The organism is Halobellus limi (assembly GCF_004799685.1).
Classification (GTDB): domain Archaea; phylum Halobacteriota; class Halobacteria; order Halobacteriales; family Haloferacaceae; genus Haloquadratum; species Haloquadratum limi.
The window spans coordinates 74,881-90,956 of the sequence record NZ_CP031312.1 but is presented as its reverse complement, the minus strand read 5'-3'; the positions used below and the strand labels follow the sequence as shown (position 1 = coordinate 90,956).

Here is a 16,076-nt window from a genome sequence, read left to right as displayed (position 1 = left end):
AGACATTCAGACAACACACTATGAGCAAGATATCACGAGATTCCGTATCGATACACGAGTCCTACCTGCTCGCCGGGCCCTCGCTGCTCTGGTTCGGCGTATTCCTGCTGATTCCGCTCGGCGTTATCAGCTACTACAGTGTTCTCACCTACAGTTCGTTCTCGGTGCAGCACACCCTCACGCTGGAGCCCTGGATCAACGTGGCTACGTCCGCTACGATCCGTGAGGTGTTCCTCGAAACGCTTCTCACCGGCGCGGTCGTGACGCTTCTCACCCTCGTCTTCGGGTACCCGCTGGCGTACTACCTTCGTTTTTACACCAGTCAGAACGGCGGCATCATCCTCCTGTTGTTCCTCATCATCCCGTTCTGGACCTCGGGGGTCATTCGGACCCTGGGGTGGATTCCGGTTCTCGGCAAAGAGGGCGTGATCAACCAGGTGCTTCTCCTGGTCGGCATCATCGACCAACCGCTCTCCTGGCTGCTTTTTTCACCCGTCTCGCAGATCCTGGGGTACCTACAGAATTACGTGGTCTTTATGGCTGCTCCGATCTACATCGCGCTCACACAGGTCGACGAGGGGTTGCTCGACGCCTCGGAAACGCTTCGAGGCGGCCCGGTAGCGACGTTCAGAAACGTGACGTGGCCGCTCAGCCTCCCGGGCGTGGTGATCGGCTCGATCTTCGTGTTCGTCCTCTCGATCGGAAACTTCGCCGTCCCGCAGTTTCTCAGTGGCGGGAGCAGCACGATTTCCACGCTGATTTACACGACGGTGAACCAGGGGCTGGACTACCCCGCTGCCGCCGCGCTCTCGCTCACGCTCTTGGTCGTCATATTCGGGATCGTCTACCTCTCTCTTCGCCGAGTGGACATCACCGAACTCGCCCGCGGATAGCCGCCTAATGCGTTTTCGAGTCCCCGCCGCTGACGACCCGCCCTCCGGAGATCACTCCCAGATCGTTCGAGAATCGGCGTCTTCGACGTACTCCCGGTGTCGCTCCGCCGGCTCTCGGTGGATCGCTTCGCCCGTGTCCACCGTTTTCCCCTCGAACGTCGCATCCAACGCGTCGTCGACGCGGAGGATCGACGTCGCGAGGTCGGTGCCGCTCCTGTAGACCTCCTTCTTCGTTGCAGCCGTATCGACGACTCCGGCTTCGAGCGTGTCGGTGATCTCTCCGTCGGGAAGGACGACACCGACGTTCGCGTTCGTTCGGTTCGCTGTCCGAAGGTCCGTGACGGTGGCCAGCGGATCCAGTCCGGCGTTTTCGACGAGCGTTTTGACCAGCCCTTCGAGCGCTGCGGCGTACTCGTTCATCGCGAGCTGGCTTTTCGAGCCCCGTGTTTGTGCTTCCTGCCTAATTCGACGTGCGATCGCCGTCTCCGTAGCTCCGCCGCCCGGAACGACGCCTTCGGACGGTCCGTCCCTCATAGACTGTGCGGCCGCCAGTACGGCCTTCCGGACCTCACGTGGCGCTTGCGATTCGAGCTGTCCGAACGTTCCACACAGCAGCATCGTGACCGAGTCGGGATCGGTACACCCCTCGAACACGACGATACGCCTGTGTTTTCTCCGGTGCTTTCGCTGTTCGATCTCTCGCTCGACGACGGTGCCGCAGCGACCGAGATGCTCCGGCCCGACATCGTCGTTGTGCTTCACGACGGTCGCTCCGGTCGCCAGGGACAACCGCTGGAGGTTGCGGGGATGGACGCGTCGAATCGCCATTATTCCCCGATCGGCCAACAGCTGCTGGTAATGACTGTTTATGCCCATCTGCGTGAGGACGACGTCGGCACCGACCCGGACGATCCGGTCGACGAGTTCCCGCCGCTCGTTCGCCGCCGTTCGTTCGAACGCGCCGAGCGCGTCCGGTGATTCCAGTTGGACCTCGAAGTCGTCCACGACGTCCGGATCCTGTAGTCCGCCCTGGTCGTGGCCGCCCAGCAGTAACACGTTGGCGTCCTCGACGCGTCGAGGCATCTCCCGGTGAACCACGGTATTGCGGTCGAGGACTGTCCCCTCGATCAGACGGCTATCGCGGATCGAGCCGTGCCGCACCGTCGTGACGTCGAACGAACGCTCGTTCGGTTCCCCTATCTCCCGAGCAGCAGTCGCGGCGAGTTCCGCGAGTTCCTCCCGCATCCTTCCGAAGTCGTTCCCCGTAAGCGCCGTCCGGGCCGCGTCGGCGGCAGAAACCCGCCCGTCTGTCTCCGGTGTGACGCTGGCGGAGCGAAGCGTCTCCTCGACCACGGCGAGACCCGAGCGGTATCCGCTGACGATCTCCTGTGGGTGCACTCCCCGTTCCAGCAGGCCGAGGGAGTTCGCGAGCAGTTCGCTCGCAAATACGACCTTCGAGCCGACGCCGTCGAAGACGTCTTTCCCGTCGATGTCCGTGTCACCCGGTCGGTACGGACCGATGGACCGCTCCAGTAGTTCACCGACGGGGTGTTCGACCGAGAGGGACTGCAGGAGGCGTGCCCCGTCTCCGGTCACGGCGTACTCGTCGACGGCTACCCCCGCGTCGTCGCTGTCGCCCGCAGCGGAAGTGTCGAGTACCAACACGTCCATCGACCGGGGGCCGACCGTCGATCTGAACACGTCCGAGATCGCGTCGACCGCCGTTATATTCGCGTGGGGAAACCTGATCGAACTCTCGGCTTCTTCGGGAAAACGCCGCGACTGGGCTGACGGGTTCGGCTCCATCGATACGGGTTCTATCCCTCGGTACATCGTAATAAATGTTTGGCCCAACGACGTATTCGCAGTCAGCCACGGACGGTTACATGGCCGAGCGCAGAAACGCGTGCGAACGGCGGAGTACCGATCAGCTATCGCCGTGATCGGTCAGTGATCCCGTACGGCGCTTATCTCGTGTGCGCCACACTCGGGGCAACGCGGGAGGTCGATCGTCTCTCCGTCTCGTTCGCGACGATCGCTGATCCAGTACAGGCCCTGAAAGGGCGGAATGACGGCGCCACAGTCCTCACACCGGAACGTATACTCGGGTGCGTCGTCGGGGTATCTGGGCATATGTATCGTCGCCGTGTGATCGAACTACAGTAGCGTTTGCAACTGATTACTCATCCGATCGTATGCCGTCGAACGGTCGAGTGAGTGAAGACTTGCAAACGCTACTGTATCGGAGCCGATCCCGGAGTGACGGGACCGCGGTCTCGACCGGACGGCGGTTCGTCCCTCAGCGGGTGATCCGGAGCGTTCCGCTCGGGAGCACCTCCGCCTCCCACTCGGGGTTGATGACGACGGTGCTGTCGAACTCGTCGACGATAGCGGGGCCGTCGATCACGTTCCCCGCCCGGAGTTCCTCGCGTGCGTACCTCGGCGTCTCGTATTCCTCGGGCTCGAGCGACGTCCCGAAGTAGACGGGATGCGACTTCGTTTCGGCGTGCGAGGGGTCTTCGGACCCGCTCTCGATCTCGACGGGATCGTACTCCACGCTGTCGGCCGACGCGGCGACGCGGAGGTTCAAGACCTCGACGGGATCGTTCTCGAAGTAGTGCCCGTACTCCTGTTCGTGCTTCTCTTCGAACTGCTCTCGAATTCGGGAGCGCCAGTCGCCGTCGGTCCCCGTGTATTCGATGTTGAGCTCGTAGCCCTGTCCCTCGTACAGGCAGTCGATCGACTTCCGGAAGACCGCGTCCTCCTCGACGTCGATTCCGTCGGAGCGCAACTGATCGGCTCCGCGCTGCGTCAGCGATTCGATACGGTCTTCGAGCTCGTCCGCCTCGACGTTCTCCAGCCGCTTGCTCAGCGTGACCTGGTTGTCGTACTGAATGTCCCCGGTCATGAGCCCCCGCGCGGAGCCGATCCCGGGAGACGGCGGAATCAGGACCTTGGAACTCTCGAGCGATTCGGCGAGGTCGACCGAGTGCATCGGGCCCGCTCCACCGAACCCGACGAGCGAGTAGTCGCGGGGGTCGTACCCCCGCTGCATCGTCTGCTCGCGAACCGACTGGTACATGTTGCTGTTCGCGACGTCGAGCACGGCGAGCGCCGCTTTCTCGACGGTGCTGAACCGCTCCTGATCGACCGCATCGACCAGCTTCTCCTCGATCGCCTGCTCGGAGAGGCTGGGGTCGATGTCGAGTTCGCCACCCAGGAAGGTCTCCGGATCGATGCGCCCGAGCACGACCTGCGCATCGGCGATGGTCGGTTCGTCGTTCCCCCGCCCGTAACACGCGGGCCCCGGGTTGGCTCCGGCGCTCTTCGGTCCGACGTTGAACCCCTGCGCCTGATCGAACCACGCGATGGAGCCGCCCCCGCTACCGATGGCTTCGATGTCCAGCATCGGTGTGATGGCGGGGTACTCGCCGATCTCGCTATCGCGCGGATCCCGCTCTAAGAGACGTCCGGGCAAGACCGAAATGTCCGCACTCGTCCCGCCCATATCGAACGTGATGATCTTCTCTTCGTCGGTCGATTTCCCCGTGTACTGCCCGGAGAGTACACCGGCTGCGGGCCCGGAGAGGAGGGTCGTCACCGGCCGCTGACTGGCTTCTCTGATACTGGCCACGCCGCCGTTGGACTGCATGATGAGCACGTCCGCGTCCTCGAACCCGTAGTCGTCGAGCCGCTCCTGTAACCGGTTCAGGTAACTCGACATCACGGGCGCGATGCGTGCGTTTATCGCCGTCGTCGAGAAGCGTTCGTATTCGCGGAACTGCGCCACGACTTCGTTCGACGTCGAGACGAAGACGTCGGGGAACTCCTCCTGGATGATTTCTTTTGTGCGATCCTCGTGTGTCGTGTTCAGATACGAGTGGAGGTAGCAGACGGCGATGGACTCGACGCCCTCCTCGACCAGTTCCGCGGCCGCTTCGCGTACTTCGGACTCGTCTAACGGCTCGACGACCTTCCCCGGCGGGTAGATCCGCTCGTCGACCGTTTTCCGGTAGCGACGTTCCACCAGCGGCTCCTTTTGGTGTTTTATTTCGTGTTGTACCGAGAACGTGTGGGACTTCCGGTGTCGTCCGATGTGGACCGTGTCTCGGAACCCCTCCGTGGTTATCATCCCGGTCTTCGCACCCTCGTGCTCGATCACGGCGTTCGTCCCGACAGTGGTCCCGTGCAGGACGGTGTCGACCTCCCCGGGGGCGATGCCGGCCCGCTCGCAGACTTCGAGAACCCCGTCCGCAGTCGACTTCGAGGGATCGTCAGTCGTCGGAAGCTTGTACGTGTGCTCTTTCGTGCCGTCGACGAGGATAATGTCGGTATTCGTTCCACCGACGTCTGCGCCAATGCGAATAGTACTCTCTGTCATAGTCTCTCAATATGTTCGACATTCTATCCCACAAAGACCTACATAATAAATGTGTCGGAGAAATGGACCGGGTGGTCCGATCGCACACGACGGTGAATCGACCGCACCGAGACGCTTACCCGACGGTCACTTCTGACCGCCGTAGAATATCAAGAGACTCGCACCGACGAGCAACAGCGTCGACATCACGGTCGTGAAGCTCCCGAGTGCGAAGAGTTCCGGGGTCGCTCTCTTCGATGCCGCGATGCTGAATATCTGGATCGGCATCGTGTTCGCCTGTCCGACGACGAGGAGGCTCCGGGTCGCCTCGTTGTAGGAGAGCGTGAACGCGAAGACGGCTGCCCCGAGCACAGTCGGTCCGATCTGTGGGAGAATCACCTCACGGAACACCGTCCAGTTCGACGCCCCCATCACCCGCGCCGCCTGCTCGTTGCGGGCCAGATGGGGCGGGATACCCGCCAGCAGTACGATGACGGCGAACGGGAGCGCCCAGACCACGTGCACCGGAATCGCGAGCCACAGGCTCTTGTCCAATCCGAGTAGTTCGTTGAAGAACAACGTCGCGCCGACGCCGTACGTGATACCGGGGGTAATGATTCCCAGAAGCAGTATGTAGAGAATCGTCTTCCGCCCCCGGAACTCGTAGCGGTACGCGAGGGCGGCCGCCGTACTCAACGCGGTCGTGATTACCGTCACGACGAGTGCCACTTTGAGCGATCGCACGATCGAGGACACTACCGCCTCGTTAGCGAACAGTTCGGCGTACCACGAGGTCGTGACGGCTACGAACGGGAACGTCAGACCACCCTCGTTGAACGAGAACGCGATGAGCGAGACGATCGGGACGTAAATATACGCCGCGATCAGTACCGCGTAGGCGATCAGAACGGTTCGCAACGATACTGCTGCCGAGACCTTCTCGAAGCCGTTCCGGAGTGCCCCTCCTGTGGACGAATCACTGGCCGTCTCCGCGTAGGATGCGCTCGCCATCTTGTGATGACAACACACATCAAGGGTAATAAGTCTATGCCTCTCGTCGGCGCGTCGTCGGGGGAGACGTCACGACGACTACCCAGTCTCTCCGCTCCGTGGACGGATCTGACTCGACGCGTCCGGGCCACGACGACAAAAAACCGCGATGCCCCGTTCGGAGGTCTCTCGACGTACCCTACTCCGTCACTACGTCGCCGTCTGCGACGACCACCGAGGGCGACCCGGTGACGTCGATGTCGGCGAGGGGGTCGTCGGCGAATCCGACGATGTCCGCCGGCGTTCCTTCCTCCAGGACGCCCAGTTCGGGGCGGCCGAGTTCCTCCGCGGGCGTGCTCGTCGCAGCGGTGAGCGCCTCTTCCTCCGTCATCCCGCCGTCGACCAGACACCGCAGTTCGTGGTGCAGCGCCGGATGCGGAATGTTGGGCGAGCCGGCGTCGCTCCCCGCCAGGATGCGAACGTCGCTTTCGATCGCCTCCTCGAACACTTCCCAGTGACGGTCGGACACCCTCTGCGCGTTCTCGTAGGCGTACTGAGGGATGTCGCCCTCGCCCTCGGCCACGGTCTTGTAGATGTAGAGGGTCGGTTCGTAGGCGATGTCCTTCTCGACCATCTTCTCCAGACTCTCGCTCGTCATCAGATTCCCGTGTTCGAGGGTGTCCACGCCCGCCTCGATGGAGTTCTCGATCCCTTCGGTCCCGACGGCGTGGACGGCGACGGGGATATCGAACCGGTGAGCCTCCTCGACGGCAGCGATGACCTCCTCGCGTGAGAGTTCCGACATCCCGGGATCCTCGCCGACGGCCTGCCCGTACACGCCCCCGGTCGCGCTGATCTTGATCACACGCGCGCCCTTGTCACGCTGCTTTCGGACGCTGGAGCGAACGGCGTCGACCCCGTCGCTTTCCATTCCCCAGAACGGATCGTGGCCGCCGCTGATGATGATCGTCTGGCCGCTCGCGTAGATCCTCGGTCCCGTGATGTCCCCTCGGCGGGAGGCGTCGGCGACGCTGATGGCGATGTCGTGCGTGCTTCCGATGTCCCTGACGGTCGTCACGCCGCCTTCGACCTGTTCGCGGGCCATCGCGACCGCGTGAATCGTCTGTTCCTGTTCGGACTGCCGCCTGAGGGTTTCGACGGGATCGCCGGTGCCGTCCCACACGAGGTGGACGTGAAGGTCGATGAGGCCCGGTGTGACGAGTTCAACCTCCTTGACCTCCGCCGCGGGACCGGGCTTTTCGTCGTACACGCCCTCGATCTCGTCACCTTCGACGGCGACCCACTTGCCACGCTGTCGACCACGCTTTGCGTCCCACACGTCACCGTACAGCAACAACTCGTACTCGCTCATTATTTTGCTCCGTGAATCGTCGTTTCTCTGGCACCGACCATCCGACATACGCAGCTATACACTGGCATACGGTGTGATATAATTTAACTAATTATATTAATTTTTCGCTGAAAAAGGGGAAATGCGCTCGTCCGCCATCTACGGTGGAGACAGAGCGCTGACGGCCGACACCCCGGCCCAACAGCGGTTCGTCGTTGGCTCGACACCCCGCTCACTCGCTGGCACGCCGTCACGATCTCTCTGGCAACTCGGAAACGAGTCGCCTCGGCCGTCGGGAGGACCGCCACCCGCGAACTCGATATCCGGCCGCCCGACTTGCTGACCGGCCGCCGATCGATCAGGACCTCCGATCTGAACCGTTCAGGCGTTTCGGAGGCGCCGCGTCGCTTCGGAGTCCACCTCACCGTCCTCGATCACGACACCGTACTCCTCGCGTGCGGACTCTTTCGTGATGTACCCGTCACGGTAGTCCTCGTAGACCTTCTGTTCGGGCCGATCGTACGGATCGCCGTAGCCCCCGCCGCTAATGCTCTTGATGGAGAACTTGTCGCCGGACTCGAACTTGTACCCGGAGACCTTCGACGGCAAGGTGATCTCTTCTCCGTCGGGTTTGATGTGTTTGAGCTCGCCGGACGGGGCGCCCTTCCCGCCGTCGAATCCCCAGGAGCCGTATTTGTTCCCGTCTCCCTCGATCGTGATCGTCGAGTCGCTCAGGAACTTCACCATCCGCTCGTGACCGTGACCGCCGCGGTGTTCGCCGGCGCCGGCCGTTTCCTCGCGGAGGCGGTAATGTTCGATCCGGAGGGGATGTGAGAGCTCTATGTCCTCGACCGGCCGATTTTGGGTGTTGTGTACCAGCGCGTCGACGGCGTCGAGTCCGTCGGATTCGGGGCGTCCACCGTACGCGCTCTCGTTGACCTCGATGTACACCCAGTACTCGTCGTTCTCGTCCACGCCCGAGTAACTGATGAAGTAGCAGTGCGGTCCCGACCCGGCGGCGGTCTTCTCTGGAACCGCGTTGCTGAACGCCTTCAGAATGAGATCGCCTAACAGATCCACCTGATTGATTCGGGCGAACGCCGACCGAGGCATACTCGGGTTGAACAGACTGCCCTCTCTCGCTTCTACGTGTATCGGTGCGAACGTCCCCGAGTTCTGTGGGATGTACTCGTCGTGAGTGGCCGTATCTGTCAGGATCGCTCGAACGATGAAGTACGAGGCCGGTTCGGCGGATCCCCTGAACGGGACGTTGTACCCCGTCATGACCTCGTCTTCGGATCCGCTGAGGTCTATCGTGAGGTCACCGCCGTCGACGGTGAGTTCTACGTCCACCTTCAGACGCTCGTCTCGGTTTCGACCGTCGTCGTCGAGGTACCCCGTCTCGTGGTACGTTCCGTCGGGGACCTTCTCGATCTCTTTGCGCATCAGCGATTCGCCGTAATGCATCAGGTCCTCGCTGGCCTGGAGAATGTGCTCGTAGCCGTGCTCTTCGACCAGCCCGAGGAACCGCTCTTTACCGACCTCACACGAGGAGATCTGCGCCTGGAGGTCGCCCAAAACCACGCGGGGCGTCCGCACGTTCTCTTCGATCAGGTTCCAGATCTCGTCGACTCGCTCGCCCTGATCGTAGACCTTCGTCGCCTTGAACAGTGTCCCCTCGGCGTAGACGTCCTCGAGGTCGACCGCCAGACCGGGCGTCGCCGCCCCGATATCGAGGTGGTGTGCGTTCGTCGCCGTCCACGCAATGTGCTCTCCCTCGTAGAAAACCGGCGTAATGACCGCGATGTCGGGCGAGTGGGCCGCACCGTAGTGAGGGTGGTTGTGAATGAACACGTCGCCCTCGTTGATGACCTCGTCGGGATCCTGACCGCGTTCCTCGAAGGTCTCGAACATCCCCTCGACGGACGCGATGAGCGTTCCCACCTGCATCGGCGTGAAATCGCCCTCCGCGATCTGCTTTCCCTCGGCGGTCAGGATCCCGGATCCAATGTCCTCGCTCTCCCGGATGATCGACGAGTACGCTGACCGAATCAGTTTGTGTCCCATCTCCTGGGCGATCGTATCGAGTTCGCCACCGATGACCTGCAGCGTCACCGGGTCGATCTGTCGTTCCTGTATTACTTCTTCGGCATCCATTGTCATACACGGGCTTGTTACTCTCTAACCATATTTAAATGTATGGTGTGGCACAGATCCAATGCACACCGGGTTGGACGGTTTTCCGCTCGTATTACCGATGGGAACCACGGATCACGAACAAAATACAGGCAGCTACATTCGTTTGTGTTATCAAAACGCACGATCTCAACTTATGCCTCATCGCCTCCCGGGACCGTCGATTTTCGTTCGCTGTTCGTCTCCAGAACTATACAAAAACGAATATTACCTGTATTATGAGTTTGTAGACTCTTGAGCATCTACGATCCAGAGAGCCCTTCGGTTCTTCGGTTAGTGTTTGGAATATCCGAATCAGAACGCACCACCATTCGAGCAGTGCCCGTACGCAATCGACCGGGTCGCGGTCGTTCGTGACAGATTTGACTCGATACGTCACCCTCACTCAAGAAATTACAAGAATAGGTTTGTAATGGGACTAACAGACCGCCTCAACGGTGATTATGCTATCGTCTTCGTCACAATTCACCCTCGTGGCCGCCGTTCTTCAAATACTGTTTGGAATATACGAACACTATCCGGTGCTAGCCGGACGGACCGTGCGCTCGGGCTATGCCCACGGATCATCAACCCCCCAGATCGCGGTCGGTCTCGAATTTCACTGCCCCCATCTCGGTAGCCGATCCGATTGCCGTTCGTCGTCACCGCCAGAGTATATATACTCCTTCAGCATTGAGGGTGATGTTAGTTACTAATGGACACGGTACTCATCGGCGTATGGCACTCGATACATCGGACGGCCGGTCCTCGGCCGGCAATAGCGGTTTCCTGTCGGATAGCAACGGTTCTCACAGACAAACTCTCCGAAGCGATACATCCAAATGAGTCGTAGCGACTTTCCTTCGACGGCAGGTACCGTAGTGATCGGAGCCGGCATCGTCGGCAGCTCCCTCGTAGGCGAACTCGCCGAACGCGGCAGAGACGACATCCTCCTGATCGACAAGGGGCCCCTATCGGACCCCGGCGGCTCGACCGGCCACGCCTCCAACTTCATCTTCCCCGTCGAACACAGCAAGGATATGACCAAGATCACCTCCGACAGCCGGGACATCTACCGCGAGTTCGGGGTGTTTACCAACTCCGGCGGGATCGAGGTCGCTCGAACCGAGGAGCGGATGGAGGAACTCAAGCGCCGCGTCGTCTCCGCGAAGGCCTTCGGTGAAGACGCCGAACTCCTCACGCCCGAGGAGGTCGAGGAACTCGTCCCCTACGTCAACACCGACATCATCAAGGGCGGCTTCTACAGCACGGATGCCGGCACCTGTGACCCGCTCCGCGCCGGCGAACTCTACCGCCAGCAGGCGAAGGACGCCGGTGCGCTCCGTACCGCACCCAACACGGAAGTGACGGACCTCCGCGTCGAGGACGGCGAGATCACCGCCGTCGAGACCGAGAAAGGAACCGTCGAGGCCGACGAGGTCGTCATCGCCGCCGGCCTCTGGAGCCCCAAAATCGCAGATATGGCCGGCGTCGACATTCCCCTGACTCCCGCCGTCCACCAGATGGTCTCTGTCGGACCCATCGAACGCTTCGAAGAGGGTCCGGAAGGCGAGATCAACTACCCGGTCGTCCGGGACATGGACACCCAGATGTACGAGCGCCAGCACGGCAACGACATCGAGGTCGGCTCCTACGAGCACCGGCCCATCCTCTGGGACGTTGAGGACGTCCCCTCCATCGAGGAGTCGCCGCTCTCGCCCACCCAACCGCCCCTGACCGAGGATGCCTTCGAGAAGTCTATGGAGCACGCTCTGGAGATCATTCCGGACCTTCTCGATGATCCGGACGCGGGTATCCGACACTCCATCGACGGGCTGCTCTCCGTCACGCCGGACGGCCACCCGCTCTTGGGTCCGATTCCCGAGGTCGACGGGTTGTGGTCGTGTGCGGCCATCTGGATCAAGGAAGCGCCCGCGATCGCGCGGGAGGTCTCGAAGTGGATGACGAAGGGCCACCCCGACATCGACATCGTCGCCCACGACCACGTCGCCCGCTTCGACGAGTACGGCGAGACCGACCAGTTCGTCGAGAGCCGCGCTCACGAGGGGTTCCAGAAGATCTACGACATCGTCCACCCCCGCGAGCAGTGGCAGTCCACTCGCCCGCTCCGGACGAGCGCCTTCTACAACCGTCAAGAGGATCTCGACGCCGAGTTCTTCGAGGCTGGCGGTTGGGAGCGCCCGCGCTGGTTCGAGTCGAACGCGGATCTGGTCGACAAATACGAAGATCAGATCGAGGATCTTCAACGTCCGAACGAGTGGGACAATCGGTGGTGGTCGGACATCATCCTCGGTGAGCACCTGCACTTGCGGAACAACGTCGGGATGATCGGCGATACCGGCTTCGGGATCTTCGACATCATCGGGAGCGACGCCTACGAGAATATGGAGCGGCTCTGCGTCGCGTCGATGGACATCGAGGTCGGGGATGCGTCGTACACGCCGATTCTGGCGCCGAACGCGGGGTTCGTCGCGGACCTGACCGTCGCGCGTCTCGGGAAGAATCACTACCGGGTGATCACCGGCGGTTCGCACGCGGGCCAGGACAAGACGTGGTTCGGCGACCACTTGGAAGGCGACGCCGAACTCATCGGTCGCTCCTCGGAACTGTGCACGCTGGGCGTGTGGGGGCCGAACGCGGAAGCGCTGATGGACTCCATCAGTGAGGAGCCGATGACGGCCGACTCCTTCGACTTCGCGGAGATGAAGGACGTCACGATCAACGGCGTGTCCGCGAAAGCGCTGCGGATCTCCTACGTGGGCGAGTTCGGGTGGGAGATCTACGCGCCGATGGACCGGGGCCAGCGCCTCTGGGACACGGTCTACGAGGCGGGCCAAGAGCACGACATCCGGCCGGTCGGGACGGGCGTCTACGGCGAGACGGGTCGGATGGAGAAGGGCTACCGGCTGATGGGCGCGGAGCTCGAAATCGATTACAACCCCGCGGAAGCGGGGCTGACGTTCCACGGGGTGAAGGACGCGGACTTCATCGGGAAGGACGCGTACGCGGAAGCGATCGACGAGGAGAACGCGGCGACGCTGTGTACGCTGTCCGTCACGGACCACGCGCCGGAGGGCGGCGAGCCGCGGTTTATGACGGGCGGCGAGCCGATCCTCGATCAGGACGGCGAGGTGCTCATCGACGAGGAGGGCCGTCGCTCGTACGTGACGTCGGCGGGGACGGGCCCGTCGGTGGGCAAGCACCTGCTGCTGTCGTACCTGCCTCAGGAGTACGCCGAAGAGGGCCGGGAACTGCAGGTGGAGTACTTCGGCCAGCACTACCCGGTGGAAGTCGAGGTCGCGGGCAACGGCGGGGTCTTCGATCCGGAGAACGACCGGCTGTTCCGCAACGAGTACTAACGGGAGGAGACGGAGCACACACTTATGGAGATACTCACAGCAATCAAGCGCGTACCGGAGACGGGCGCGAAGGTATCGCTCACTGACGATAACCTCGACATCGACACGACGTCGCTGGGGTTCACGTTCAGCCCCCACGAGGAGTGCGCGGTCGAGGAGGGCGTCCAACTCGTCGAAGAGCACGGGGGGAACGTGACCGTGCTGACGCTGGGCGAGGAGGAAGCGACCGAGCAACTCCGCTCGGCGATCGCGATGGGGGCCGACGACGGGATTCTGCTGGATGGCGGGGACGCCGAGTGGGGTCCCGCGGGGACGGCGGAAGCCATCGCTGAAGCGGTCGAGGAGAGCGACACGGAGTTCGACCTGCTGCTGTTCGGCAACGAGTCGGCGGACGCGGCGAACCACCAGGTGGGCGTTCGCGTCGCGGAAGAACTCGGCCTGCCCTGCGTGACGGGCATCAAAGACCTCGACGTCGACGGCGGGACGGCGACGGCCAAACGGGAGATTCCGGGCGGGTCGGAAGTCTACGAGGTGGACCTGCCCGCGGTGATCACGGTGAAAGAGGGCCTGAACGAGCCGCGGTATCCGTCGATGCGGGCGAAGATGCAGGCGCGGAAGGCCTCCGTCGCACAGAGCGAGCCCGACCCGCGCGAGGACGATCTGGAACTGGTCGAGTTGGAAGTGCCGGAGACGGACGACAGTCCGGCGGAGATCCTCGGGGAGAGCCCGGAGGCGGCCGAGGACGTCGTGGACGTGCTCGAAGAACTGGAGGTGGTCTGAGATGGTACTCACGCTCGTCGAACACGACGAGGAAGGACTGGACGACGTGTCGTTGCAGGCGCTGGCTTTGGCGCGTGACGTCGCCGACCAGGCCGGCGAACCGCTGGAAGCGATCGCGTTCGGGGCTGGTGCCGAAGACGTCGCTGGCGAGGCCGGCGACCACGGGGTCGAGACGCTGCACGCCGTCGACAGCCTCGAGGAGTACGCGCCGGAAGCGTACGGTCGCGCGGTCGTGCAGTGCGCTGAAGAGGTCGGCACGGAAGCGGTGATCGCGCCGGGGACTGATCGAGGCGCGGAGAAGCTGGCGCACGCGGCCTCGAAGCTGGACGTGACGATGGCGGCGGAGGTCACGGACGTGGAAGTGGGCGACTCCTACGAGCTGACCCGCCAGCGGTGGGGCGGGACGCTGATCGAGCATTCGAGGCTCACGGCGGAGACGAACCTGCTGACGGTGGCGGCTAACGAGGTATCGGCCTCGGCGACCGGCGGCGACGCGGCCGCTGTCGAGGCGTTCGCGCCGGACCTCGCGGACGGCGACCTGCGGGTGCAACTGACGTCGGTCGAGGAATCCGACGTGGAGGGCGTGCCGCTCGGGGAGGCCCGGGTGGTGGTCTCCGGAGGTCGTGGAACCGACGGGGACTTCTCGGAACTGGAAGCGCTGGTCGAGCGGGTGCCGAACGCGGCGCTGGGGTCCTCGCGCGCGGCGGTCAACGAGGGATGGCGGCCGCACGACGACCAGATCGGGCAGACGGGAGCGAAGATCGCGCCGGAAATCTACATCCCCGCGGGGATCAGCGGTGCGGTCCAGCACATGGTGGGGTGTAAGGGGGCGGAGAACATCCTAGCGATCAACACGGACCCGGAGGCGGCGATCATCCAGAAGGCCGATTGGGCGGTGATCGCGGACCTCCACGAGGTGGCGCCGGCGATCGCAGAGGAACTGGAAGCGCGCGGCCACTCCGAGTAGCTGGACGACCTCCGGTCTCGGTTTCTCTATCGACGTGGGGATAGTTCGGTTGTACTGAGAGGATTACTGAGGGGGATATCGGACGCAGACTGGATCGAACGCGTGGATAAGGCCGCGATCCTTATTTAAACAACTTCACTATTGGGTACGTATGGGTAACTGATCCTGCTGATTGAGTGGAATCGAGGAGATGTCGACACAGATGTCTTCGTGGTTCGGGGCGCTTGCGGATGTCGTCGAGCAGTTGGATTCGGATGGGTGGGCAGTCCACCACGTCGACGTCGTCGCCGAAAGGAGGGGTTCTGATCCGCTCGCGGGTACCATAGAGATCTCGACGCCGTTTCACAATCTCCCCTCGATGGGCGGCGAATCGACTCTCGAACTCAGTTCGTCTTCGATCGACGACCAGGGGCTGTCGCTCACGTTCCGATCGTCGATATGTTCGGAGTTCACCCCGGCGGAGTGCGGCAGTGACCGTCGACCCAGTGATCAGAATCCGGGGGTAGTGCCCACCGAGACGCGTTTTGAAAACGGGGTGTTGCGGGTCACGCTAAAGATAGTGAACCGCGGGCAGAGCCTGACGGACGCTCGTTACGGTGGCGCAACGTCTCGTGAGTCGGACGCACCCGCGTCGGATGGCGGGCCGAGCGATCTCACAGATCCCGAAGCCGTTCGGGACGAATCGGTGCCTCCGTTCGAAGACAGCGGTTACCTTCGGTGTTTGTACAACTCTTGTGAGACGTTCGCCGAGATGAGCGAGAAAATCGATATGGAGGTTTCGAGCGAGACCGTACGCCGATATATGATCGATGCAAACATTCACTCCCCGTCTGCGAGCAAGATCATCGGCTAATAGCGAGGTACGCTTCTAAAGGGGGGAGAGGGATCGGCACGACAATCATGGGATTGGGAACTTTCCGACCCCTCGTTCCGGATTCACACGACAACAACATATATATTCTTTGAATACGGACCGGCGCACATACGAGCGGAGACGCTGTAGCGACGCCTGCCTCCCTCCGATCGTCGACGGGAGCGTCTTGAAGCGATGGCGGCGAGTCCGCGTGGTGCTCTCAGGAGTTCATACCCTGCTTGCGTTCTTTCGTCCCCGCCCAAACGATGTCCCGGAGTCGTTCGAATTATAGTAGTGTTTGCAAGTCTTCACTCACTCAATCGCACG

At 62.4% G+C, this 16,076-nt stretch carries 10 protein-coding genes; 5 read left to right on the top strand and 5 right to left on the bottom strand.

The window, feature by feature from the left end:
• Positions 1–20 precede the first annotated feature (20 nt).
• A complete protein-coding gene (locus DV707_RS15035) occupies positions 21–893 on the top strand; it encodes an ABC transporter permease (RefSeq protein ID WP_103993187.1) in 873 nt (290 codons plus the stop codon).
• 51 nt (positions 894–944) lie between these two features.
• On the opposite strand, the gene DV707_RS15030 is transcribed toward DV707_RS15035, so the two are convergent.
• The 5 genes from DV707_RS15030 to DV707_RS15010 all read right to left on the bottom strand — a co-directional run bounded on the left by DV707_RS15030 (position 945) and on the right by DV707_RS15010 (position 9,757).
• Entirely contained in the window at positions 945–2,699 is a 1,755-nt protein-coding gene (locus DV707_RS15030) for a TCP-1/cpn60 chaperonin family protein (protein WP_160113980.1), read from the bottom strand.
• A gap of 493 nt (positions 2,700–3,192) precedes the next feature.
• Positions 3,193–5,274, bottom strand: a complete 2,082-nt coding sequence (locus tag DV707_RS15025) for a hydantoinase/oxoprolinase family protein (protein WP_103993184.1) — start codon at positions 5,272–5,274, stop codon at positions 3,193–3,195.
• 126 nt (positions 5,275–5,400) lie between these two features.
• Positions 5,401–6,264 carry an ABC transporter permease gene (locus DV707_RS15020; protein ID WP_103993183.1) on the bottom strand — a complete coding sequence of 288 codons (864 nt, stop codon included), beginning with the start codon at positions 6,262–6,264 and terminating at the stop codon, positions 5,401–5,403.
• A 178-nt stretch (positions 6,265–6,442) separates the two neighbouring features.
• Positions 6,443–7,615, bottom strand: coding sequence for a metal-dependent hydrolase family protein (locus DV707_RS15015; protein ID WP_103993182.1), 1,173 nt, complete (start codon positions 7,613–7,615; stop codon positions 6,443–6,445).
• 360 nt (positions 7,616–7,975) lie between these two features.
• Positions 7,976–9,757 carry a hydantoinase B/oxoprolinase family protein gene (locus DV707_RS15010; RefSeq protein ID WP_103993181.1) on the bottom strand — a complete coding sequence of 594 codons (1,782 nt, stop codon included), beginning with the start codon at positions 9,755–9,757 and terminating at the stop codon, positions 7,976–7,978.
• 854 nt (positions 9,758–10,611) lie between these two features.
• Between DV707_RS15010 and DV707_RS15005 the strand changes: the two genes are divergently transcribed.
• The 4 genes from DV707_RS15005 to DV707_RS14990 all read left to right on the top strand — a co-directional run bounded on the left by DV707_RS15005 (position 10,612) and on the right by DV707_RS14990 (position 15,749).
• Positions 10,612–13,149, top strand: coding sequence for a GcvT family protein (locus DV707_RS15005; protein ID WP_136361899.1), 2,538 nt, complete (start codon positions 10,612–10,614; stop codon positions 13,147–13,149).
• Positions 13,150–13,173: 24 nt separating this feature from the next.
• Positions 13,174–13,929, top strand: coding sequence for an electron transfer flavoprotein subunit beta/FixA family protein (locus tag DV707_RS15000; protein WP_136361898.1), 756 nt, complete (start codon positions 13,174–13,176; stop codon positions 13,927–13,929).
• 1 nt (position 13,930) lies between these two features.
• Positions 13,931–14,896, top strand: a complete 966-nt coding sequence (locus DV707_RS14995; RefSeq protein WP_136361897.1) for an electron transfer flavoprotein subunit alpha/FixB family protein — start codon at positions 13,931–13,933, stop codon at positions 14,894–14,896.
• Positions 14,897–15,098: 202 nt separating this feature from the next.
• The gene (locus DV707_RS14990) at positions 15,099–15,749 is read left to right on the top strand and encodes a hypothetical protein (protein ID WP_136361896.1); all 651 of its coding nucleotides are present in this window, start codon (positions 15,099–15,101) and stop codon (positions 15,747–15,749) included.
• Positions 15,750–16,076: the final 327 nt, after the last annotated feature.

Bases quoted from the DNA above. Each gene is read 5' to 3' on its own strand.
- DV707_RS15035 (WP_103993187.1), top strand. From the start codon at position 21: ATGAGCAAGATATCACGAGATTCCGTATCGATACACGAGTCCTACCTG.
- DV707_RS15030 (WP_160113980.1), bottom strand. From the start codon at position 2,699: ATGGAGCCGAACCCGTCAGCCCAGTCGCGGCGTTTTCCCGAAGAAGCC.
- DV707_RS15025 (WP_103993184.1), bottom strand. From the start codon at position 5,274: ATGACAGAGAGTACTATTCGCATTGGCGCAGACGTCGGTGGAACGAAT.
- DV707_RS15020 (WP_103993183.1), bottom strand. From the start codon at position 6,264: ATGGCGAGCGCATCCTACGCGGAGACGGCCAGTGATTCGTCCACAGGA.
- DV707_RS15015 (WP_103993182.1), bottom strand. From the start codon at position 7,615: ATGAGCGAGTACGAGTTGTTGCTGTACGGTGACGTGTGGGACGCAAAG.
- DV707_RS15010 (WP_103993181.1), bottom strand. From the start codon at position 9,757: ATGACAATGGATGCCGAAGAAGTAATACAGGAACGACAGATCGACCCG.
- DV707_RS15005 (WP_136361899.1), top strand. From the start codon at position 10,612: ATGAGTCGTAGCGACTTTCCTTCGACGGCAGGTACCGTAGTGATCGGA.
- DV707_RS15000 (WP_136361898.1), top strand. From the start codon at position 13,174: ATGGAGATACTCACAGCAATCAAGCGCGTACCGGAGACGGGCGCGAAG.
- DV707_RS14995 (WP_136361897.1), top strand. From the start codon at position 13,931: ATGGTACTCACGCTCGTCGAACACGACGAGGAAGGACTGGACGACGTG.
- DV707_RS14990 (WP_136361896.1), top strand. From the start codon at position 15,099: ATGTCTTCGTGGTTCGGGGCGCTTGCGGATGTCGTCGAGCAGTTGGAT.